The sequence below is a fragment of the Microcoleus sp. BROC3 genome, assembly GCF_036702515.1.
GTDB lineage: Bacteria > Cyanobacteriota > Cyanobacteriia > Cyanobacteriales > Microcoleaceae > Microcoleus.
In genome coordinates, this window is sequence record NZ_JAUBTQ010000001.1 from 167,405 (window position 1) to 186,871 (window position 19,467).

The 19,467-nt window shown below is 44.0% G+C and carries 16 protein-coding genes; 9 read left to right on the forward strand and 7 right to left on the reverse strand.

Annotation, left to right across the window (positions count from 1 at the left end; all coding sequences use genetic code 11):
- Positions 1 to 320 precede the first annotated feature (320 nt).
- The 4 genes from QUB30_RS00745 (at position 321) to QUB30_RS00760 (ending at position 3,508) form a co-directional block, all read left to right on the forward strand.
- Entirely contained in the window at positions 321 to 1,205 is an 885-nt protein-coding gene (locus tag QUB30_RS00745; protein ID WP_445300458.1) for a tetratricopeptide repeat protein, read from the forward strand.
- A gap of 240 nt (positions 1,206 to 1,445) precedes the next feature.
- On the forward strand, positions 1,446 to 2,639 hold the full coding sequence (locus QUB30_RS00750) for a glutathione S-transferase family protein (RefSeq protein WP_333327638.1): 1,194 nt from the start codon (positions 1,446 to 1,448) through the stop codon (positions 2,637 to 2,639).
- A gap of 102 nt (positions 2,640 to 2,741) precedes the next feature.
- Positions 2,742 to 3,116: a DUF433 domain-containing protein gene (locus QUB30_RS00755; RefSeq protein WP_333327641.1), complete on the forward strand. Its 375-nt coding sequence runs from the start codon at positions 2,742 to 2,744 to the stop codon at positions 3,114 to 3,116.
- Positions 3,113 to 3,508, forward strand: coding sequence for an ACP S-malonyltransferase (locus QUB30_RS00760; RefSeq protein ID WP_333327643.1), 396 nt, complete (start codon positions 3,113 to 3,115; stop codon positions 3,506 to 3,508). The genes QUB30_RS00755 and QUB30_RS00760 overlap by 4 nt, the downstream gene beginning before the upstream one ends.
- A gap of 177 nt (positions 3,509 to 3,685) precedes the next feature.
- Here the strand turns inward: QUB30_RS00760 and QUB30_RS00765 are convergent, their stop codons facing one another.
- The 6 genes from QUB30_RS00765 to QUB30_RS00790 form a co-directional block, all read right to left on the reverse strand.
- Entirely contained in the window at positions 3,686 to 7,885 is a 4,200-nt protein-coding gene (locus QUB30_RS00765; protein ID WP_333327647.1) for an AAA domain-containing protein, read from the reverse strand.
- A gap of 52 nt (positions 7,886 to 7,937) precedes the next feature.
- Positions 7,938 to 8,264 carry a hypothetical protein gene (locus tag QUB30_RS00770; protein WP_333327650.1) on the reverse strand — a complete coding sequence of 109 codons (327 nt, stop codon included), beginning with the start codon at positions 8,262 to 8,264 and terminating at the stop codon, positions 7,938 to 7,940.
- 69 nt (positions 8,265 to 8,333) lie between these two features.
- Positions 8,334 to 8,588: a hypothetical protein gene (locus tag QUB30_RS00775; protein ID WP_333327653.1), complete on the reverse strand. Its 255-nt coding sequence runs from the start codon at positions 8,586 to 8,588 to the stop codon at positions 8,334 to 8,336.
- 93 nt (positions 8,589 to 8,681) lie between these two features.
- A complete protein-coding gene (locus QUB30_RS00780; protein WP_333327657.1) occupies positions 8,682 to 11,090 on the reverse strand; it encodes an EF-hand domain-containing protein in 2,409 nt (802 codons plus the stop codon).
- A 153-nt stretch (positions 11,091 to 11,243) separates the two neighbouring features.
- On the reverse strand, positions 11,244 to 11,894 hold the full coding sequence (locus QUB30_RS00785) for an RNA ligase family protein (protein WP_333327660.1): 651 nt from the start codon (positions 11,892 to 11,894) through the stop codon (positions 11,244 to 11,246).
- Between the two features lie 235 nt (positions 11,895 to 12,129).
- Positions 12,130 to 13,374, reverse strand: coding sequence for an HhoA/HhoB/HtrA family serine endopeptidase (locus QUB30_RS00790; RefSeq protein ID WP_333327663.1), 1,245 nt, complete (start codon positions 13,372 to 13,374; stop codon positions 12,130 to 12,132).
- A gap of 178 nt (positions 13,375 to 13,552) precedes the next feature.
- Here QUB30_RS00790 and QUB30_RS00795 point away from each other — a divergent pair, with 178 nt between their 5' ends.
- The gene (locus tag QUB30_RS00795; RefSeq protein WP_333327665.1) at positions 13,553 to 13,903 is read left to right on the forward strand and encodes a metal-sensitive transcriptional regulator; all 351 of its coding nucleotides are present in this window, start codon (positions 13,553 to 13,555) and stop codon (positions 13,901 to 13,903) included.
- Positions 13,904 to 14,199: 296 nt separating this feature from the next.
- On the opposite strand, the gene QUB30_RS00800 is transcribed toward QUB30_RS00795, so the two are convergent.
- A complete protein-coding gene (locus QUB30_RS00800) occupies positions 14,200 to 14,637 on the reverse strand; it encodes a helix-turn-helix domain-containing protein (RefSeq protein ID WP_333327669.1) in 438 nt (145 codons plus the stop codon).
- 1,211 nt (positions 14,638 to 15,848) lie between these two features.
- Here QUB30_RS00800 and QUB30_RS00805 point away from each other — a divergent pair.
- The 4 genes from QUB30_RS00805 (at position 15,849) to QUB30_RS00820 (ending at position 19,464) form a co-directional block, all read left to right on the forward strand.
- Positions 15,849 to 16,493 carry a pentapeptide repeat-containing protein gene (locus QUB30_RS00805; RefSeq protein ID WP_333236733.1) on the forward strand — a complete coding sequence of 215 codons (645 nt, stop codon included), beginning with the start codon at positions 15,849 to 15,851 and terminating at the stop codon, positions 16,491 to 16,493.
- A 260-nt stretch (positions 16,494 to 16,753) separates the two neighbouring features.
- On the forward strand, positions 16,754 to 17,530 hold the full coding sequence (locus QUB30_RS00810; RefSeq protein WP_333327673.1) for a pentapeptide repeat-containing protein: 777 nt from the start codon (positions 16,754 to 16,756) through the stop codon (positions 17,528 to 17,530).
- A 183-nt stretch (positions 17,531 to 17,713) separates the two neighbouring features.
- Complete coding sequence (locus QUB30_RS00815) at positions 17,714 to 18,859, forward strand: AAA family ATPase (protein WP_333327676.1); 1,146 nt, start codon at positions 17,714 to 17,716, stop codon at positions 18,857 to 18,859.
- The gene (locus tag QUB30_RS00820; RefSeq protein ID WP_333327680.1) at positions 18,856 to 19,464 is read left to right on the forward strand and encodes a DUF4276 family protein; all 609 of its coding nucleotides are present in this window, start codon (positions 18,856 to 18,858) and stop codon (positions 19,462 to 19,464) included. Before QUB30_RS00815 ends, QUB30_RS00820 begins: the two co-directional genes overlap by 4 nt.
- The last annotated feature ends 3 nt before the right edge of the window (positions 19,465 to 19,467 follow it).

The following is a 19,467-nucleotide window of genomic DNA, read 5'->3' on the forward strand; positions in this document are numbered from 1 at the left end:
CGTTTATAAACCCGTAAAAATAAACTCTTGTTTCTGAGGAAAAACAGAATTTTGTAACTCTTTAACGGTAAACAGCGAAGCGTTATTTATTAACTTATTCAATTTTCTAACAACTCAGAATTTTTCCTATTTGTAGTGAGGCGATCGGTCGTCACTAAAACAGTGAAGAAAAACGGCTATCCTGAGTGTAAACATAATTTAAGAAGTATTTAAATGAAAACCCCGAAGTGTTGCGAGTCAAGAAGCAATATCAAAACTCAAAAATATGGGTTATCATAGGCGATCGAGAAACCTTTATATTTTTTGCTGGGGCTGATCGCGTGCCTAATCGGATTCCTCTACTATTATCTCTGCTACTCGCACTCGGTTTGGGGGCAATGCCCGAGCCTGCTGTCGCACAGGCACTTCTGCCTTACACCCTGAAAATTGACTCGGCCCAACTCGAACAGACAGCCTTGAGCCTTGCAGAAGAAGCCGTCCAGCTAGCCAGACTCCAGCAGTACGAACTCGCCGTACCCAGAGCCGAACTCGCCACACAGTTAGCCCCCAAAAATGCTCAAACTTGGACTTTGTTAGGCAGCTTGTACCTTCAAGTCGAGCAGTTTGACAAAGGCATTGAAGCTTTAGGGCAAGCTCAATCTCTGTCGCCAGAAAATTCATCAATTAAATTTGTCTTGGGAGAAGCTCACTTTCGGAAAGCGAACTACGAGAAAGCAGTTGAATATTTGCAAGCAGGGTTGAAACTAAAACCAGACACTCCAGGTGCATTATTTGATTTAGGGAATGCTTTTTATAAGCTAAAGCGGTTCGATCAGGCGATCTCCCAATACGAAAAAGCTTTTGCTTTAGAAAAAAACCTGTGGCCCGCTATTAATAATATCGGATTAGTCAAATACGAAATGGGAGATGCCGATGGCGCTATCAAACGCTGGGAACAGGCGATCGCGATCGACAACAAAGCAGCAGAATCAATGCTAGCTCTAGCAGTGGCACTCTACACCAAAGGCGACCAAGAAAAAGGTTTAGCAATGGGAGAAGCTGCCCTGAAATTGGACAAACGCTATGCCACTGTAAATTTCCTCAAAGAAAACCTCTGGGGCGATCGCCTGATCGCAGCTACCCAAAACTTCCTGGCCACTCCCCAAATTAAAGCAGCACTCGCCAAAATTGAAGACGCCCCACCGTCTCCGCAAATGTCGCCTTAATTCTAGTTACGTTTGTAATGAGGACTTGAGTCCTCAAAGCCTTTTTTAACTCAGAGCCAACTATCTTATTCAGGACTAAGACCAAAAAATAGTTGAATGCGCTATTGGTAGGGGTAAGGTGCGCACTGCGTACCCTACAAATAGAGTTGGTGCGTAACTTCTATTATTGCCACAAAGAAATCGCTGTCTTCAATTCTCCACTCTAAAATCTAAAATCTAAAATCTAAAATCTACAATCGCATGACCCCCCTAAGCTGGACAGAACTAGAAGCCCTCACAGACTTTGAACTCGATCGCGTCAACGGGCCAACGAACGCCCAAGCCCGGTTGCGCCTCTTTGGTAAAACCGAATCCGATGTGCGAGTCATCCTGTACCGCGATAACCATGCTTGGTGTCCCTACTGCCAAAAAATCTGGCTGTGGCTGGAAGAAAAACAAATCCCCTACCGCATTGAGAAAGTTACTATGTTCTGCTATGGGGAAAAGGAAAGCTGGTACAAGCGCAAAGTGCCATCGGGAATGCTACCGGCGATCGAACTAGACGGCCGCATCATCACCGAAAGCGATGATATCTTAATCGCCCTCGAACGAGTCTATGGCCCCTTGGGTTTGGGCATGGAAAACCCCGCAGTAATACCCCTGCGGCGGTTAGAACGACTGCTGTTTAGGGCCTGGTGCTCTTGGCTGTGCTACCCAGCAAGTTCAGCCAAAGTAGAACAGCACAACCGCAACCAATTTATCAGCGTCGTCGCCCAGGTAGAAAAGGCTCTGGCTAGCACCCCTGGGCCTTATTTCCTCGATGAATTTGGCACTGCGGATGTGATCTTTACGCCCTACGTGGAACGGATGAATGCCAGTCTTTACTACTACAAAGGCTACTCAATGCGGGAAGAAAACCCGCGCTTTGCTGACTGGTTTGCGGCGATGGAAACCCGCCCTACCTATCGCGGCACTCAGAGCGATTTTCATACCCACGTCCACGATTTACCGCCTCAGATGGGCGGGTGTTATGAAAACGGCGAACCTCAGATGCTTCTCAATAAAGCCCGCGTGGATAATGGGCCTTGGGCTGGACTGCCGGATGTGATGTATCCAGAACCGGAAACCTCCCGCGCTGAAGCACTTCATCGCGTCATTAAGCACCACCGCAACATCGTTCGAGTCAATCCTGCTGATGACAGCTTATTTGATGAAGCTTTGCGTTGTGCTTTAACTTTGATGATGACTGGCGAAGTTTGTACGCCGCCTGCTGGTTCTGATGCGGCTTTGCGGTATTTGCGCGATCGGGTGAATGTGCCGCGGGATATGTCCATCTACGCGGCCAAGCGGCTGAGGGAAGCGTTGGAGGAAACGGCGGCTTTGGTGGGTGATGGCCAAGGTTCTCCGATTCTGCTGAAGCATCGGCGAGATCAAGATCCGGCTAATTTTGTGTAGGGGGCGTCTGGTGGATTTGCTCAAAGATTTCTACAAACACGACATCACAAATTTGTAAGGTACGATCGGATTATTTCCTAGACTGTTTCAGAGGCTATGGGTATGGTTTCAGTATCCAACAACCAACCAATCATTATTCGTACAGAGCGCGGACTGACAATTTCAGGTACGCGCATCACTCTCTATGATGTGATGGACTATTTGACGGCTCAATATCCCCCGAAGTTTATCCGTTCCTTGTTTGACTTAACAGAGGATCAGATTAACGTTGCTTTATCCTACATTGAGGCAAATCGTGCAGAAGTCGAAGCAGAGTATCAAGTTGTTTTAAAGCAAGCTAAGGAAATTCAGCATTACTGGGAAGAGCGCAATCGCGAACATTCTGCCCGCGTTGCAGCGATGCCACCCAAACCCGGTCGAGAGGCTCTTTGGGCAAAACTTCAAGAGCAGAAAGCCAAACACGAACTAGAAGCATGAATTTTCTGATCGATCACAATCTTGGAGGTCATGCAGAAATTTTATTGGGCAATATTGCGAGTCAAGGCTGGTTAAATCTACTCCCAATTCGTTTGGTGACTTTCAAGCAGATGAATTTGTCGATCGACAGTAACGATCGAGTTGTCTGGCGACTTGCTCAGGAAAATCAAATGATCTTGCTTACTGCAAACCGCAGCATGAAGGGTGAAGACTCCCTGGAACAGGTGATCCGAGAAGAAAATACAGTGGATTCCCTACCTGTGATTACGATTGGAGATGCCGATCGATTTTTAGCCGATCGAGTCTATCGAAATCGTTGTGTGGATCGTATTCTGGAAATCTTGCTGGATATCGAAACCTGGATGGGCGTTGGTCGTCTTTTTGTTCCGTAAGGTGAGCCAATAAGTAAGGTAGTGCTGCTAGCCGAACAAGCCAAAAAAACTGAGTTTCCAACACTCCTTCCAGTAGGGTTTCTGCGGATTTTATGGACAGACCGGGGAGGATTAATTGAGGAACAGAACTCAGCCTTTAGCTTTCAGTTAGTGGGATGATTTGCTTGAGCAAAACACTCATTCCTTGTTCTTGAAAGGAGGCGTGAATACTTCTACTTTATGCCCATTAACATTTTCATTAAAAATAAGCTGTGAACATTCAGAGCGCAATGCCTTCCACAGCATTGTTTCTTCATAATGTTCAAATTCTGCCGGAATGTAATCTAGGAGTGTTTTAGAACAAACAACAATTAATCTTTCTTGAACCCGCGAAAACGCAACATTTGATCGATTGAGATTGAGGATAAATTCCACATTTTTACTAATTGCAGATGGATCGCTTGCTGTTGCGGAAACAATAACATTTGGACGTTCGCCACCTTGTAATTTTTCCACAGTATCAATCACATCAACAGCATTTTCATAATAACCTGATAACTCTGTTTTAAGTAGTGTTCTTTGGGCGCGATGAGGAGTTACAATTGCAACAGAGCTATCAGGAATTTCTCCGCCTGCATCGAGAATCTGTTTAATTATTTCTACTTCAAGTGTATTACTGCGTCTTGACTGACGCTCTGAATGAAGGACAAGATAAAGACCTCCATTTCCTTGTAAAAGTTTTTGCCAAGTTCCTGTAACTTCTTTTTCTTCTATACCTTGATTTTTTTCTTTTCCTTTTAGCTCAATATCATCTTTCCGATAAACACGTGCAATAAGTTCACGAATCACTGGAGGTAAACGATGAGTAAAATCTAAAGCAGAGCGCATAACTGATTCATCAGTCACGTTAATATCTAAGTTTTCTTTAAGATTTTGAATCGCTTGATAGGCACTAACGTAAGGTTGATAAAGTAAAACAGGAGGACGGTCTTCATTTTCCCAGTCATGGGTAACAATAGGAGCAAGTTGTCGATGATCTCCTGCTAACATAATCTCACCGTCATTTCTGACTAATGTAGCTAAAGCAAGAAAATGAGGAAATACCATCATGCTTGCTTCATCAACGATTAGAGTAGTTGTTTTAAAACCTTGAGGATATTTCTTAAGAAACGTCGCTTTATCATTTAATTCATCTACCATCTTCAAAATTGCACTGGTTGTACCACCAATAACTAATACAGCAGTAGAAAGCATTTGATTAACTTTCTTAACACAAGATAGAGAGGAAAAGTCTTGTATATTTCCACCTGTAGGCTGAATTTCTGAAGAATGTACTTTACTCAACTGAATTGTGTGTGCATTAAGTCCAGAGTTAGCTGCGTGCTGATTCAAAATGGGTAAAAGGCTGTCTAAACGTAAAAGTAAATTATCTACAGCCGTATGAGTATGAGCCGTAACAAGAACAATATCGCCAGCAGAACGACGTGCTAAGCTCCTCATAAAAGTAGCGATCGCAGTTGTTTCTGTTTTACCTGTACCAGGTGGCCCCTGTAAAAGTTGAATTCTTGTTTGTAGTCCATTTATTACTGCTGCAATTTGCTTATCATCTAGCTCTTTACTGTTTGATAGCGGTAAAGTTCGGAGTAGATTGCTATATTTCTCTAAATCACTCGCTGAAAGAGCAGTTTGGGGTGGAATTTGAGGATTTTGCGGAGCTAACCACTGACAAACAGGATTTCCTTGACTGTCTTGTAGTTTCTGATCAACTCTTCCAGCCACAAAATCTGAAGGACTTTCATCAATAGTGGCATAATCATAAATATCTTCTCCATTTGAGAAAAAACGACCACGAAGTTGATAACGATCTGGACTTCGTGTTTGTCTAACTGCAAGTTCAATCTCTCCACTATCCCAGTCAATTGCTTCTACCACACAGGTACTTCCACCAGAAAAAAGTTGATTAATTGTTTGACCTTGATGTGGATCATCAGAACTAGGACTAAGCCTAACAAAAGAACCTACATCAATGGTACAGTTAGCTTGCACAACTTCAGGATTAATATTGTATCTATCAAGATTAATCTCTGCTCTTAATCTATTATTTCCCTGTGAGACTACATTTTTTACAGGGATTGTTCTCCCCAAAGAAACACGATAGATTGGTGGGATTAAATGATTAGCAATCCAATCTGTTACCTTAACGTGCTGATCTAAACGAAGAAAATCAATACCTGCTTGAGCAGCATCATCTACACCTAAATTGAAATCTGGCAAATCAGCAATGGTCAAAGGTTCTTTAATTATTTCTGAATTCTTAAACCTAATTCCCTCTTCAACCCATCTAATAGCATGAGTACGAGCGCGGAAATACTCTTTTAAGTAATTCGGTTTTTGTGCTTGATTGTAACGTTCAATAGAGTTTTTTAATTTAGATGTAAGTGTTGGATAATTAGGGTTAGGAAGTTGTCGCCAATAGGCACGCCAATAAGCTGCACTTAGAGAATTAAAATATCTTAGCCGAATCTCAAACTGATGTTTACGGACATTTTGAGAATTTGATGTAGCCCATTGATTATTAATATCTATTTCTAAATTGTTTTTAAAGTCGAAGACATCTTGAGAAAAAACCTGATCTAAATTAACCAATTGTCCAGAAATCTCTCGTTGCCAGTGATAACGTCGTCCAAACCACTTAAGAGAGGTTACCACCGCTAAATCTCTTCCTGTCCATCCTAACGCATAACGACGATCTACTTCATCATAAAGACAAGAGTAAATTAGTTGTTCTAAACTTTCACGACAACCAAGTAACTCTCGTAAATGACTCAGTAGTTGGGAACTGACACGAGAACACCCCTCAACCAGTTGGGTCATTTCTTGACGTGACCAAACATAAAAATGAATTGGGGCTTTTTCTGTTTTTGCGACTTCAGCTATCGTATCAACTAATTCTAATAAAAATCCTTGTATTAGCTCTTTTTCAGAACCGTTATCTTCTTTATACTCTCCTGTCCAGGCTGATGTTTTGAACTTAATTACATCTGCGCCTTCAAGTTCTTTTACTTTATAAATAGGTTTATCGTTTTCATCGTTTCCTTCCTCTATGTATTCTTTTATTTTAGGATCGGGTTGCCATTTGTCATCTTCATTTTTCTCAAATCTAGGATCTACTTTTCCTTCACTTTTCGTGACATGAGCAGCGAGCGCACCGATTCGATTTTCAACATAATCATACTCAACAGAAAGGTAGACACGGATAAGACGTTCACCATTAATTAAATGTTCTGGTAGTTGACTTTGACCTCCTGAATAATTTGGTAGTGCTTGTACTTCATAAGTATCTGGATTAAAATCTCCACCAGGAAGGGTATGCCTACGGGTTTCCGCTTTCAATTTAAGAAGTTCTAAATTCTCTGTAAAACTTATACTTTGTTGAATTTGAGTAACTTGATTACCTTTTAAATCGAGATCCGCTAAATCATCAATAGTCTTTACCTCTGCTTTATTCAATACAGCCACAATTGATGAATCTATTCCCAACAATTCTAAACGACGTTCTCTTGCACTTTCAGCTAAACAATGGACACTCAATGTACAGTCACTACATTTTTTATCTAACTGATAAGTTAAGTCAGCTAAGTCAGTTTCAATAATACGTTTTAACGTCCCATCAGATGCTATTAGACGATTAATATCAGCTTCTATCGTATCCAGATTGAGGGCTTGAGATTGAATGATGTCCTGACTTTTACTGGTATTTTCATCAATGCGGACAACAACACATTCAATATTTTCAGGTTTCAGGTTGATTCCACTAATACTAATTGGATTTTCTTCTATCAGTTTCCGTACAAGCATTCGATACAAAGCAACCTGTACTTGATGATAAGTTCGATCTTTCCGAGATGCTTTACCTTCAACTAATCGCAGTTTAAGTTCATTATTTTCCCACAACACAACGATGAAGTCAATTTGTCCACGAATATTAAATTCTTCAAGATTTCCATTTAGGGAAATCTCTCGCCCATAAGCTTGTTGTTCTGCTTGTAAATTTTGTATTTCTTTAACAAAGTCATTCCAGTCAGTTGCTTGGTCTGGGCTAGACTTATAATTGATTTGAGTTAAATCAAGAAAACCAGATTTTTGGAGTGAAGTTTCCCATTCGCTCTCTCTTATTCGACCTGCTTCTTCCAGCACTGGATCTAAAGAAGTAGCAAAAATTAACTCAGAGAAAGGAATTTGTTTCGCAAGTTCGTAATTATTAAATTTTAACTTAAATCGGCGATCGCAGGATTGATAACGAATATATTCAGCAATATCGGTAGCTCTAACTGATGGTTTTATTGTTGACATAGCAATAGTAATTTTATGTACTGTAAATAGGGGTAGTTTCCACAATCAAGATAGCACACGCGGGGAATTTCAGAGCGGCTGTAGGGTTGGTTTAAATCTAGAGGCTGGTTAATTGCTGCTCTCCCGGCTGCTGTGTAATATAAACCGATCGCGCCATCCTACTCTCCAAGCCAAAATAGGTAACAAACCGTTTGAGATTGCCCGCAGCCATCCGGTACAGGTAATCCGCCACCTCAGCCCCCACCCGGACATTCACGCGATCGCTCTGCACCTTCAGCACTGCCATCTCAGCACAAGATAGGTTTTTTGTCAACACTTCTGGTAAAGGGGGAGCAAAAGAGGAGGTTTCAGCGATCGCACTACTCGATGATTCATGAAAAAAGTTAGTCTTCAGATTTGATATTACTCCCAGTAATTTTCCCAATCATCCTGAAAAGCTTGCTGCAATCTCTGCATATACGCATCAGTCTTAATCTTCACCATCCACAGATTATTAGCATTGCTGCCTCCCTTGCACAACACCTTCATCTACACCGTATTTCCCCTTGCGAAGATCGTCCATAAACTTGCCCGTCAGTTTGCCGCGATAAATCACTCGCGCCATATTTAATTTACCAAAATCCTGAATAAACCGATCGGGAACAACCATACCGCCCTCAGTTTCCACATCAAAAAGAACCAGTTGTTTGCGCTCGTCCTTTTTGTCCCTTACCGCAAACGAGTTAGCACCAAAAAACTCTGCAAACACAGTAATTTCAGCACAGTGATACTGTTAGTTCTCTCGAAATTTTGAAGAGGTAAAAAGTTAAGCTTTTAAGCTTAACTTTTTACTTGCTGATATCTAAGCAACCTCTACGAACACACCGCTGCGAGCAAACTCCTCTTCTTCAGGAGTGAAGACAGGAGCTTCATCCACAAGGTCAGGGTCAAAGTAATATGTCTCTTGTAAGAATTGTCCGGTGACGATCGCCTCCTCCAACTCTTTGATGTAATCTTGGGCAACTAAGCAGGCCTCCTTGATGCCTTCCTCATCCCGCTTATCCAACAGCTTTTGCAATGTTGCTCTCACCCCTGTCAGTCGTGCCGCAGGCTTGAGCATACCGTAGAGGCGGTACATCCGATCGGTGGCAATGCTAATGTGTTTGAGGGCCTTGGCTCGTGCTAGCTCAGAGTCAATGCTGGGCCAATAACGAGTGGTATAAAATGCTTTCTCATCCTTGTGATACCACTCCTCCGATCGCGCAATTGATGAGGAGACAGTATTGTGCAGCTTCCAGAAGAATAAGCGCAGAGAATCGCCATCTACTACGGTGGACAGCTTCGCCTCCATTGATACCTCAAAGTTATTCAGACGCGGGTCGCGCCCAAGCACGAGGTACTCCACAGGGTACATTTCCACCTCTTTATTCTGCACGACGTAGGCGTTGAGGTGGTGGCGGCAGTAGGGGCAGGGATACATAGTGGCAAACAGCTTGAAGAAATCCTTGAAGACGGCCACCAGACTTTTTTGCTGTTGGGGGGTCTTGGTAGAGACGATTTCAGCCGTAGTGTGGAAGAAACGCCACACCGCAGGGCCAATATAGTAAGGGAAGCTGACGCGCATTTGTGAATTCTTTACTTCACTGCGATCGATATACACATCGATGAACGATACATATTGCGAAAGTTCGCCAGACTCGCGCCCAAACTCCAAGCGTTCGCGGCGTTTCTGTACCCCATTCAGGTAGTTGTGCGTCAAGCGCCATGCCTGTTGAAGCATCAACTTCTGTTTTGGAGCGCATTTGGCAAAGCCCTCTGCAACATCCGCCCCATAGCGCCCAAATTCCCCTGACGCCTTGGTAGCTTCGTACCACTGGTTTAAAGCTGCTTCGTCAGCCACCGTGTTGAAGGGGATGTCTGCTGCTGTGCTGACGCTGAAGGCAGCCAACAGCTTCGGCATAAAGTCTTCATACCAATATGCCACTGGCATCATCGCACCATCGATTTCCTCTGAGGCATCCGAGAGGATGACGCGGTTCCACTTCTTCAGGTACTCTTTTGGATCTCCTTCTGATTTGGCTGGTGGCGGTGCCATTTCCTCACTCAGTTCCATTTTTCTCAATCGGTTGAGTTCGTTGACGGCAAGCACACCCTCGGCGATGTCCCGCAAGTTGAGACTTTTCTTTTTAATGGTGATGGCAAACTCGACTCCCGCGGCAAACTTTTCCTTGGCGGAGGCAGACTTACCCCGCGCTTCCAACATGGCTTTTTGTTCTGCCAACATTTCTGGAGTTTTTTCTATAGTCTTCCAGTTTTTGATGCGATCTTGCAGTCGGGCATATTCATCATCGAGCGATTTAACTACTGCATCCAGTAGAGGGTTGCACGCCGACTCTACTACACCCAATCCTTTATAAAGCCCGATCGCACTCCTGACAAATTGCACAAAATCAGCGATTCTGTATGGCAAGTTTCTCACGCGCAGGTGAGTCTCGTGGTTGGCCGAGAAACTCTCGCGGAAGCTGCGGTAGGCTGCTCCCTGGATCAGACGAAACAAACCAATCTGCATTTGCAAGCGGGACGTACCGCGCTTCTTCTCAGCTTGTGGGTGTTGCGCGAGTAGTTCTTTTAGTCTCGCTATTTCTGGATTGCTATCGGTGGGTGCTTCTTCTAGATTAGGTTCAATAGTGGCAGAAGCTGCCTCGTTGATAGCAGTTGCTGTAGTTGCGATCGCAGCGGCTGTACTATCTGAAATCTCGGTGGTTTCTGAACTAACAACCGGAACCGGCGAGTCTTGATATCCGGTTGCGATCTCTGACTCATCGGGTACCAGTTTGCAGAATTCCTTAAAGTCAATTGAGGCATCGCCGTCATGGTCTACCTCTTTGACGATCTCATCGAGCTCTTGGTCTGTCAGCCCAAACTGGCTCATCACACCCTGCATCTCGTTTTTAGTGATTTGACCGCTGCCATCCTCATCAAATACACTAAATGCCATTTTGAGACGACTCTGGCGATCGCCTTGCCGGGACACCATCAGCATTTTGAATTCCTCAAAATCGATACTGCCCGACAAGTCTACGTCCACTTCTTTGATCATGTCGCGCAGCTCGGTTTCGTTAGGACTCTGGCCTAGCGATCGCATCACTTGACCTAGTTCTTCTGATGAAATAGCACCGCTCCCGTCCGCGTCAAATACTTGGAACGCTTCCCATAACTTTGCCACATCTTCTTCAGTCATGGCTTTTTTTTCAAGCTCCACAGATGTCATAACTAAATTTTCCCTGATTTTTTTATTGGCTGTCTATTGATTATGACCAATATACTTTAATTCCTGATGACTTACGCAACAGTATTGTCACATCCTAGGGGATTGCCGATATCTCCCACTTTGGCTTGTGACAGTCGATCTATCAGTTTGATATTACTCCCAGTAATTTTCCCAATCATCCTTAAAAGCTTCCCGCAATCTCTGCATATACGCATCAGTCTTAATCTTCACCATCCACAGATTATTAGCATTGCGGCCTCCCTTGCACACCACACCTTCATCTACCCCGTATTTCCCCTTGCGAAGATCGTCCATAAACTTGCCCGTCAGTTTGCCCCGATAAATCACTCGCGCAATATTTAATTTACCAAAATCCTTAATAAACCGCTCGGGAATAACCATACCGCGATCGGTTTCCACATCAAAAAGCACCAATTGTTTGCGATCGTCTTTTTGGTGCATTCCCGCAAACGAGCTAGCCCCAAAAAACTCTGTAAACACAGTAAGTTCAGCACAGTGATACTGTTCGTTTTCTAGAAAAATAGACTCTAAGGGACTAGCAAAGTCTCTTTTAAATATTTCAGGTGCTGCTTCTAAACCTGGATGTGCAGCGTTAAATTCAGCAATTCCCATCTGATCCAAATCAAATCTACTGCGGCGCGTACCAAAAGCATACCAACCGAGTTCTACTTCCCAAACCCAATGCAAATTAGTACCATCGTACTTTTCAAAAGCTATACATTGTTCGTTAGGGCAATTTTTACTATCTGGAATTTTGGGATAGGCAAGTTGAATTCGTGTCATATCAATCACCCATAATAAAACTCGTTTGTAGTAAGTATTTTAGTCCCTATTAAGCTAAGACCCATTTAAATTGCAGGATAAAATAATTTTTCACTCTTGTGGGGTGGGCAGCAGATCCCGCCTTCAACATACAATTAAAATGCACAACAGCTTACCTAAAAATATTTAGATTGGACTAAAATCCTCACTACAAACTTTATGTGGGTTTTAACAGTTTCCCCCCTTCCCCTTCTAGTTAAAAATCTCTCAGTTGAGCAGTTTGAACCGGAAGTTCTTTAATCTGGGCACCGCGGCGCACCTTCAGTTCCAGAATTTGACCGATTTTGCTGTTTTCCACCAAATTTTGCAACTGTTCGGGCTCAGTCACTCCCTCACCGTCAATTTGAACGATGACATCCCCCTTGCGAACCCCCGCTGCCTCAGCAGGCGTATTTGGCACAACTCGCATCACTAACACCCCTTGGACTTCCGGCACAATTAAAGGAGCATTGGGGTCAGAATTATTCTCTCTGGCCATTTCAGGAGTCAAAGCAATCATCTGAATCCCCAAAAACGGATGGCTGACTTGTTCTCCCTTGGCTAACTGCGCGTAGATGGCCTTGGCTTTGTCGATCGGAATCGCAAAGCCAATACCCATTGCGTCAGCTCGAATCGCCGTGTTGATGCCAATCACTTCTCCTCTGCTGTTTAACAGGGGGCCGCCGGAATTGCCGGGATTGATGGCGGCGTCGGTTTGAATGAAATCGAGCCGCTTGTCGGGAATGCCGACGGCTGCACTGGAGCGTTTGAGGGTGCTGATAATGCCCAAGGTGACGGTGTTGTCAAATCCCAGGGGGTTGCCCACGGCGATCGCCCAATCTCCTACTTTCACCGCGTCGGAATCTCCTAGGGTTGCCACGGGCAAGTTAACTTCCTTGGTATTAATTTTGACAACTGCCAAATCAGTTACTTCGTCAGTACCTTGCACTTCTCCTGGAAATGTTCTGCCGTCGTTTAAGGTGACAGTCACTCGATCGGCTTTGTCAACTACGTGAGCGTTGGTTAAAACAATCCCGCTTTTGTCAATAATGAAGCCGGAACCTTGACCGCGCAACCGTTCTTGTCTGGGGGTCATGCTGCGCAAATCTTCTCCCAAAAATCTGCGGAAGAAGGGGTCTTCCATTAAGGGGTCGAGGTTGCGGCTGACAGTGCGCTCGGTATCAATGCGGACAACTGCGGGCCCGACTAAATCGACGGCGGCCGTCACAAAACTGCCGGTATCCCCCGGGAGTTCCGGACTCCGCAGCGCTAACAGTTGCGGATTCGCGGCGGTGGCTGGGAAACTCTGGAACTGTAAGTTGGGCGGATTTTTGCCGTCAGCGGCGGTAGCGGGTGCAGCATTGATTGCTAAAGCACTCAAAGCGATGGTCATTCCTAAAATTAGGGCGAACCAACGAGCACCGATTCGAGGTGCGGGGCGAAAAAACTTAAATAGTCGCATAGCGTCAATCTTTGTTAGTCTGGGTTAGTCTGGTAAAGGTGTGCGATCGTGCGGACTCAATAATCTGCCACTATGAAGATCCTAAATATATTTTGACAGTTACAATACATGAGTCACGAGTCCGCACCAACTCAACATATTCTGAATTCTAACTTTTAAAATTTCCCTCGTAACCCCGATGATTCTATCTGAGACTTCTACTGACACATCCTTGCCCTCAAATTCTCACCATCACGACGAGCGATCGGCACACCCTCACCATCACGATGAAGAATCCATGCGGCGGCTGGTAAATCGCTTGTCTCGGATTGAGGGACACGTCCGCGGCATTAAAACAATGGTGCAAGAAAACCGTCCTTGTCCCGAAGTTCTCGTGCAAGTTGCTGCCGTTCGAGGCGCGCTCGATCGCGTGGCGAGAATCATTCTTGACGAACATTTAACTGAGTGCATTGCCAGAGCCGCTAAAGAAGGCAATATCGATACGGAAATAGAAGAGTTGAAAGCGGCTTTGGATCGGTTTTTGCCTTAGCCGCTGCCAGTTTTTACATTCACATCACAAAACCTGCAAATTAGACACAATTTGCAAGCTATGATTTATGGCCAATTTTTTAAGCATCTTTCAAAAACGCGGGAAAAACCTCGAATCTTCTCCCCCTCACGCCATCGCCACAACATCTAATTTATATGCTCTGCAGTTTATGAGAGCGCGTTTTGTTAAAAAAGAATTAGTCTGATTTGTCGTGACGACGCAAGTCTTCAACATCTTCACAGATTGACTGCACACAATTAGATGAGCGGTGATCGATCCGACGTGGTACGAACAGTCTAGACTTTCGTCAGCTTGGCTTTGAGCTGGTATCTGACTGTTGCATAAACGGCTTTATAGGAAGCTTCAATGCTGTATTCCTGCTGCAACCACTCTTGAATTTCTCCATAGCTTTTAAAGCCTTTCTGGGGGTCGCTGAGGCGCATTGCCAAACTAGCGCGGGCCAAAGGAGGAATGGCAGGCTTGCGGCCGCCGCTGTGCTTTGTTTCGAGGAGTCCTTCGAGTCCGTCAGAGCGGTACTTTCTCAGCCACCGCTGGACTGTAATTCGATTTACCCCGATCGTCATAGCCAATTCTTTAACTGTCTTAACATGACAAATTTTGAACAGGTAAAGTGCTTGAATTTTTTGAAAGCCGCTTGCCGTTTTTTGTTCAGTTAACAGGTTTTTTAGTTCTTCAATTGTCTCTGTGATGCTAAGTTTACATACTCCAGCCATATCAATTACCTCACGATTCGCGTTCTACAATACCTTTGTTTGACTTGACAAGGGAGCAAAATCCGCTCCTATCCTAAATGCTCGCCTTTTGTTTGCAATGAAGCAATACAAAAGCGCTCTCATTAAACTTTTTCAGTGCTGGAGGCTCTCTGACACTCAGAAACCGGGTTTTTTTAACCGAGAGCAAAGGCTGCAACGAAGTATTTTGCTAAAAAATCCGGTGTCTCGGTCAGTTGTGTATTTTATGGACAAGCGCCATTGCTGATACTAATATCAGTTAACTGAGCGAGTGTAACATTAGTCCCAATATGTGACTTTTAAGGAATACCATTTATTCTCTTAATGTTTTAAACATATATCATGGTTTTCCTGGTATTTATTGGTAAATTTTGCGAAGGTATTGGCGATTTTTAGTCTTTTTAGAGATTAAATGCTAGCAAACAGGCTTGGTCTGTACACCAGCGATCGCATTTTTATACAGACATTTCCCTACTCCCAGAAGTGCAGTTCTGGCTTTCGCTGTGGGAGAAATCCTGATATATAAACACTCTCATGGGTCGGAGCGGGTAGCGCCGAGTGACGTTGCAACCGACTTTTTTGCCTCGGGCAAGTATCTGTGAAACTACTTGATCGATCGCCAGTTGAGTAAAACACGGCGAGGGTGGCATTGTGAATTTTCCAGCATTACAGTAACACTACCTGGTATTTTTCCCCACGTGCTGTGATCGGAACTGTAGTTTCTATGTGATACTACTAACATTTATTCGTGATCCTTGTCACAGTAATCCTCAGTAAACTCAACTATTCACAAAAAGTTATGGATTAGATCGCACTTTCCACCTATAATTTTTAGGTTTTAGTTAGGAAGTGCGATCGACATTGTTGTTCAAATTTTTAAATGTTTATTTTTAATCAAAAGGAAAACAGAATCAGTCTTGGACGCAAAAACCCGGTTTCTTCAGGTCATTTGGTCATCTACGCTCGATCGTGACAACAATCGAGCGGGTTTTTTTGATTAGCGTGCGTCCAGGACTGAGAATGCAGCTTTGTCCTTCACACCCTCCCCAAACCGTCTAATTTATTCTCAAACCTTGCAGATTGAGGGATCTCTCGCGCTGGGTGCGAATCTTTCAGAATCTAAAATGGCAGAACATCCGGTGCAACCAGCTTACTGAGAGTATTCTTCATTTAAAAGGTGTAGAGAAGCCATAATGAACGTTGACGAACTGCTCAAGCTATACGCAATAGGAGAAAGAAATTTTAGCGGGGTCTACCTGCACGAGGTTTACCTTTACGAAGCAGAATTGATTGGAGCCAATCTGTATGAAGCCGACCTGATTGGAGCCAATCTCAGAAAAGCCAAACTCAACAGAGTCAACTTTGGCAAAGCCAATTTGTGCAAGATTAATTTGAGCAAAGCAGACTTAGGTGGAGCCGACCTCACAGAAGCACTTTTAGCTGAAGCTAACCTGAATCGAGCTGAGTTGATCGGAGCCAATCTCAGCAAAGCAGACTTGAGCAGAGCTTCCCTGATACAAGCAACTTTAATTGGAGCCAACATATCTCGGGCAACACTCTGCCGTGCAGACCTGCACGGAGTAAATCTTTACGCAGTAAACTTGCGCAGGGCGGTTCTGACAGAATGCGATTTAATTGGGGCCAACTTGAGCAAAGTAGACCTCAGCGGAGCCGACTTAATGGGAGCAAGCCTAATTAGGGCAGACTTGACTGAAGCGATTTTAAGTGCGTCAGACTTAAGCGGGGCAAACCTGCTGGGAGCAAACCTTACAAAAGTCAACTTGAGCGGAGTATATCTTAAGGGTACGACGATGCCCGACGGCACGATTCACGACTAATTTATTTGTTAATTTTTATGGTTGCCGAGAACAGCGGCTAAAGGGTAATGAGTCATTCATTACCCTAATTTATTGGTAGGGAAGTGTTTATTTGACACTCAGGTAAGGTTCAGAACTTCAATTTAGGGTGCTGATGGCGCACAAAACTCCTACATACGGCGAGTCAAAAGATTTGTTGGGTGAAGTTGTGTTATGGTGATTTTCAATTGCTTCGAGAAAAGCTATTTTAGATTTAATATTTTGGATTTTGGACGGTTAAAATGAAACTCAGAATCCTCGCTGCTGTAACGCTGCTGAGCTCGATCGCCCCGATCGCTCCTGCATCTGCCGAGAACATCCAACACACGCAACAATTACTAGCCACCCGAGAGTGCCCCAACTGCGACCTCAGCAGTGCTGGCTTGGTTTTAGCCAACTTAACAGGAGCCAATCTCAAAGGTGCTGACTTGAGGTTGGCTAACCTCAGCCGAGCCAACCTCACCGGGGCTGACCTCAGCGGAGCCAACCTCAGCGGCACCAGTCTGTTTGGCGTGAACCTGACGGGGGCTAACCTCAGCGGTGCGAACCTCAGCGGTGCTGACTTGAGAAGCGCCTATCTCAGCGACGCCAATTTGCTCAACGCCAATTTAACTAACGCGCAACTGCTCGGAGTTAGAGGAATGCCAACCAATATCGGCACCGCTGAAGACTTCTACCGGTTGGGAGTGCTGGAAGCTCAAGCGGGAAACTACAGAAACGCCATTGATTATTACAATCAAGCCCTGAATTTGAAATCGGATTTAGCCGCCGTTTATTTTGCCCGCAGTATGTCTCGCGCTGACTTGGGAGACTTCGGCGGTGCGGCTCAAGACGCGGCCAGAGCAAACCAACTCTTTGCCACTCAAGGAAATCCTCAAGGTCAGGAATTGTCAAAGCAGTTAGCCGAAGCCATTGTTGCACGCCAAAAGCCTACGGAACCCGGCACGGGGGGCGGTGGCAACTTTATGAGTCTTCTCGGTTCGATCGGTTCTGTGCTAGTCAAGTTGATCTTGCCTTAAAGACTTGTGAACGGCCTGCTCCAACGACTTTTCATGCTGCGCCAACCCAAGCGATGCAGAGCGTTTCATACACCCATCTGGCTTTACTAAACCCCTAATGTCTGTAAGGCAGGTATACTTAGCGTAGTCTGGATATATCTGTCTAGGCTAGTTTAACTATTGATAGTAATGATGGTTAGTAGTATGAATAGATTTGAAAATATATCAGTAAGGGGTTTTCGGCGTCTTCAAAATATTGAGCTTGAGATGAGAAATCTCATCGTCATGATTGGTGCAAACGGAGCAGGAAAAACTTCTTTTTTAGATGTTCTTTCAATACTAGCCGCTTCAGCAAGTGGAAATTTACAGAATTTATTGCAACTTAAAGGCGGCTTGAATGAAATTTTGACAAGAGGTAAAGTACAAGAACTTGAAATTGAAATTTCAATGCAAGTACCAAAGGAACAACCTTTGAAGTACAGCTTAACATTGTCACCTAAAGGTTTATCTTATGAAGTTAGAGATGAATCTTTAACACAGCAGAGAAATCCCAACAGAGCTGAACCATTCAAGTATATTGAATCACAAGGTTTGGATGTTAAATATTTTCAAGAACGCAGTGGACTTTTGAGACCGGATTGGGAGCACAATCCTCTTGAAACATCCCTTTCTCAAGTTCCTAAAATGTATCGCGAACCAGAGAACCTGAGAAAGAGCCTTGCTTCTTGCACATATTATGGAGCACTCGATGTTTCAGAGAAAAGTCCAATTCGTTTACCTCAAGCAATGCGCCCTGCAAAGTTGCCTGGAGCAAGCGGTGAAAACCTGGTTTCCTGTCTTTATGACCTTCGGGAAACCGATCGAGACAGTTTTGAAATGGTTGAAAATATCATTTCTGCTGCCTTTCCAGATTTCGATCGATTAAACTTTCCTCCGGTTGCCGCAGGAACTATGTCTATGACTTGGACAGATAGAAATTTTCCTCAGGCTTTCTATGTCCATGAGCTATCAGAGGGAACGCTGCGCTTCCTCTGGTTGGTTGCGCTCCTGCAAAGTCAAACTTTAACAACTATTACGTTGCTAGACGAACCAGAAGTTAGCCTACACCCGGAACTATTAAGACACTTAGTTTATCTAATGAGAGAAGCTTCAAAACACACTCAACTGATAGTTGCCACACACTCAGATAGACTCATCAGATTTCTCAATCCAAGCGAGATTTTGGTCTGCGATTTGGAAGAAGGGGAGGCAAAAATGAGGTGGGCTGACACTCTTAACCTGGATAAATGGTTGGAAGATTACAGTCTTGACCAGGTTTGGGAAATGAATGTGATGGGTGGCCGTCCATGAAAATTGCTATTTTGGTTGAAGGTGCTACTGAAATGGCATTTAGAAAGAAGCTTCATGAGTTTCTGCAAAGTCGTTTAGAGCAAAAAATGCCCAGACTAGACTTTAAACCACAACATGGTGGAATTCCCAAGGAAGGGAAACTCAAGAAAATAGTTGAAACTCTCCTCGATAATGATGGCTATGATGCTGTAATTGCACTTACAGACGTTTATACCGGAAAGCCGGACTTTAAAGACGCCAATGATGCTAAAGAGAAAATGAGGACATGGGTAGGTAAAAACCCAAAATTCTATCCTCACACAGCATCACATGATTTTGAAGCATGGCTTCTTCCCTACTGGACAACTATCCAGAAGCTAGCGAAACACAACCTTTCTGCTCCTAGCGGTTCGCCTGAAACAGTGAATCATCAAAAGCCACCTTACTATTGGATTAAGGAGATTTTTAGCTCTGGAAAACGCGGAAAAGACTATAACAAAGTGATTGATGGAATGGCTATTTTGAAAAACAACGATCTGATGATTGCGATTAAAGCTTGTCCAGAGCTAAAAGCTTTTGTGAATCGAATTATCTCTCTCTGCGATGAAGATAAAATAATTTCTTGATCT

Bases quoted from the DNA above. Each gene is read 5' to 3' on its own strand.
- QUB30_RS00785 (WP_333327660.1), bottom strand. From the start codon at position 11,894: ATGACACGAATTCAACTTGCCTATCCCAAAATTCCAGATAGTAAAAAT.
- QUB30_RS00760 (WP_333327643.1), top strand. From the start codon at position 3,113: ATGAATTTTCTGATCGATCACAATCTTGGAGGTCATGCAGAAATTTTA.
- QUB30_RS00815 (WP_333327676.1), top strand. From the start codon at position 17,714: ATGAATAGATTTGAAAATATATCAGTAAGGGGTTTTCGGCGTCTTCAA.
- QUB30_RS00755 (WP_333327641.1), top strand. From the start codon at position 2,742: ATGGTTTCAGTATCCAACAACCAACCAATCATTATTCGTACAGAGCGC.
- QUB30_RS00750 (WP_333327638.1), top strand. From the start codon at position 1,446: ATGACCCCCCTAAGCTGGACAGAACTAGAAGCCCTCACAGACTTTGAA.
- QUB30_RS00810 (WP_333327673.1), top strand. From the start codon at position 16,754: ATGAAACTCAGAATCCTCGCTGCTGTAACGCTGCTGAGCTCGATCGCC.
- QUB30_RS00820 (WP_333327680.1), top strand. From the start codon at position 18,856: ATGAAAATTGCTATTTTGGTTGAAGGTGCTACTGAAATGGCATTTAGA.
- QUB30_RS00780 (WP_333327657.1), bottom strand. From the start codon at position 11,090: ATGACATCTGTGGAGCTTGAAAAAAAAGCCATGACTGAAGAAGATGTG.
- QUB30_RS00800 (WP_333327669.1), bottom strand. From the start codon at position 14,637: ATGGCTGGAGTATGTAAACTTAGCATCACAGAGACAATTGAAGAACTA.
- QUB30_RS00795 (WP_333327665.1), top strand. From the start codon at position 13,553: ATGATTCTATCTGAGACTTCTACTGACACATCCTTGCCCTCAAATTCT.
- QUB30_RS00805 (WP_333236733.1), top strand. From the start codon at position 15,849: ATGAACGTTGACGAACTGCTCAAGCTATACGCAATAGGAGAAAGAAAT.
- QUB30_RS00790 (WP_333327663.1), bottom strand. From the start codon at position 13,374: ATGCGACTATTTAAGTTTTTTCGCCCCGCACCTCGAATCGGTGCTCGT.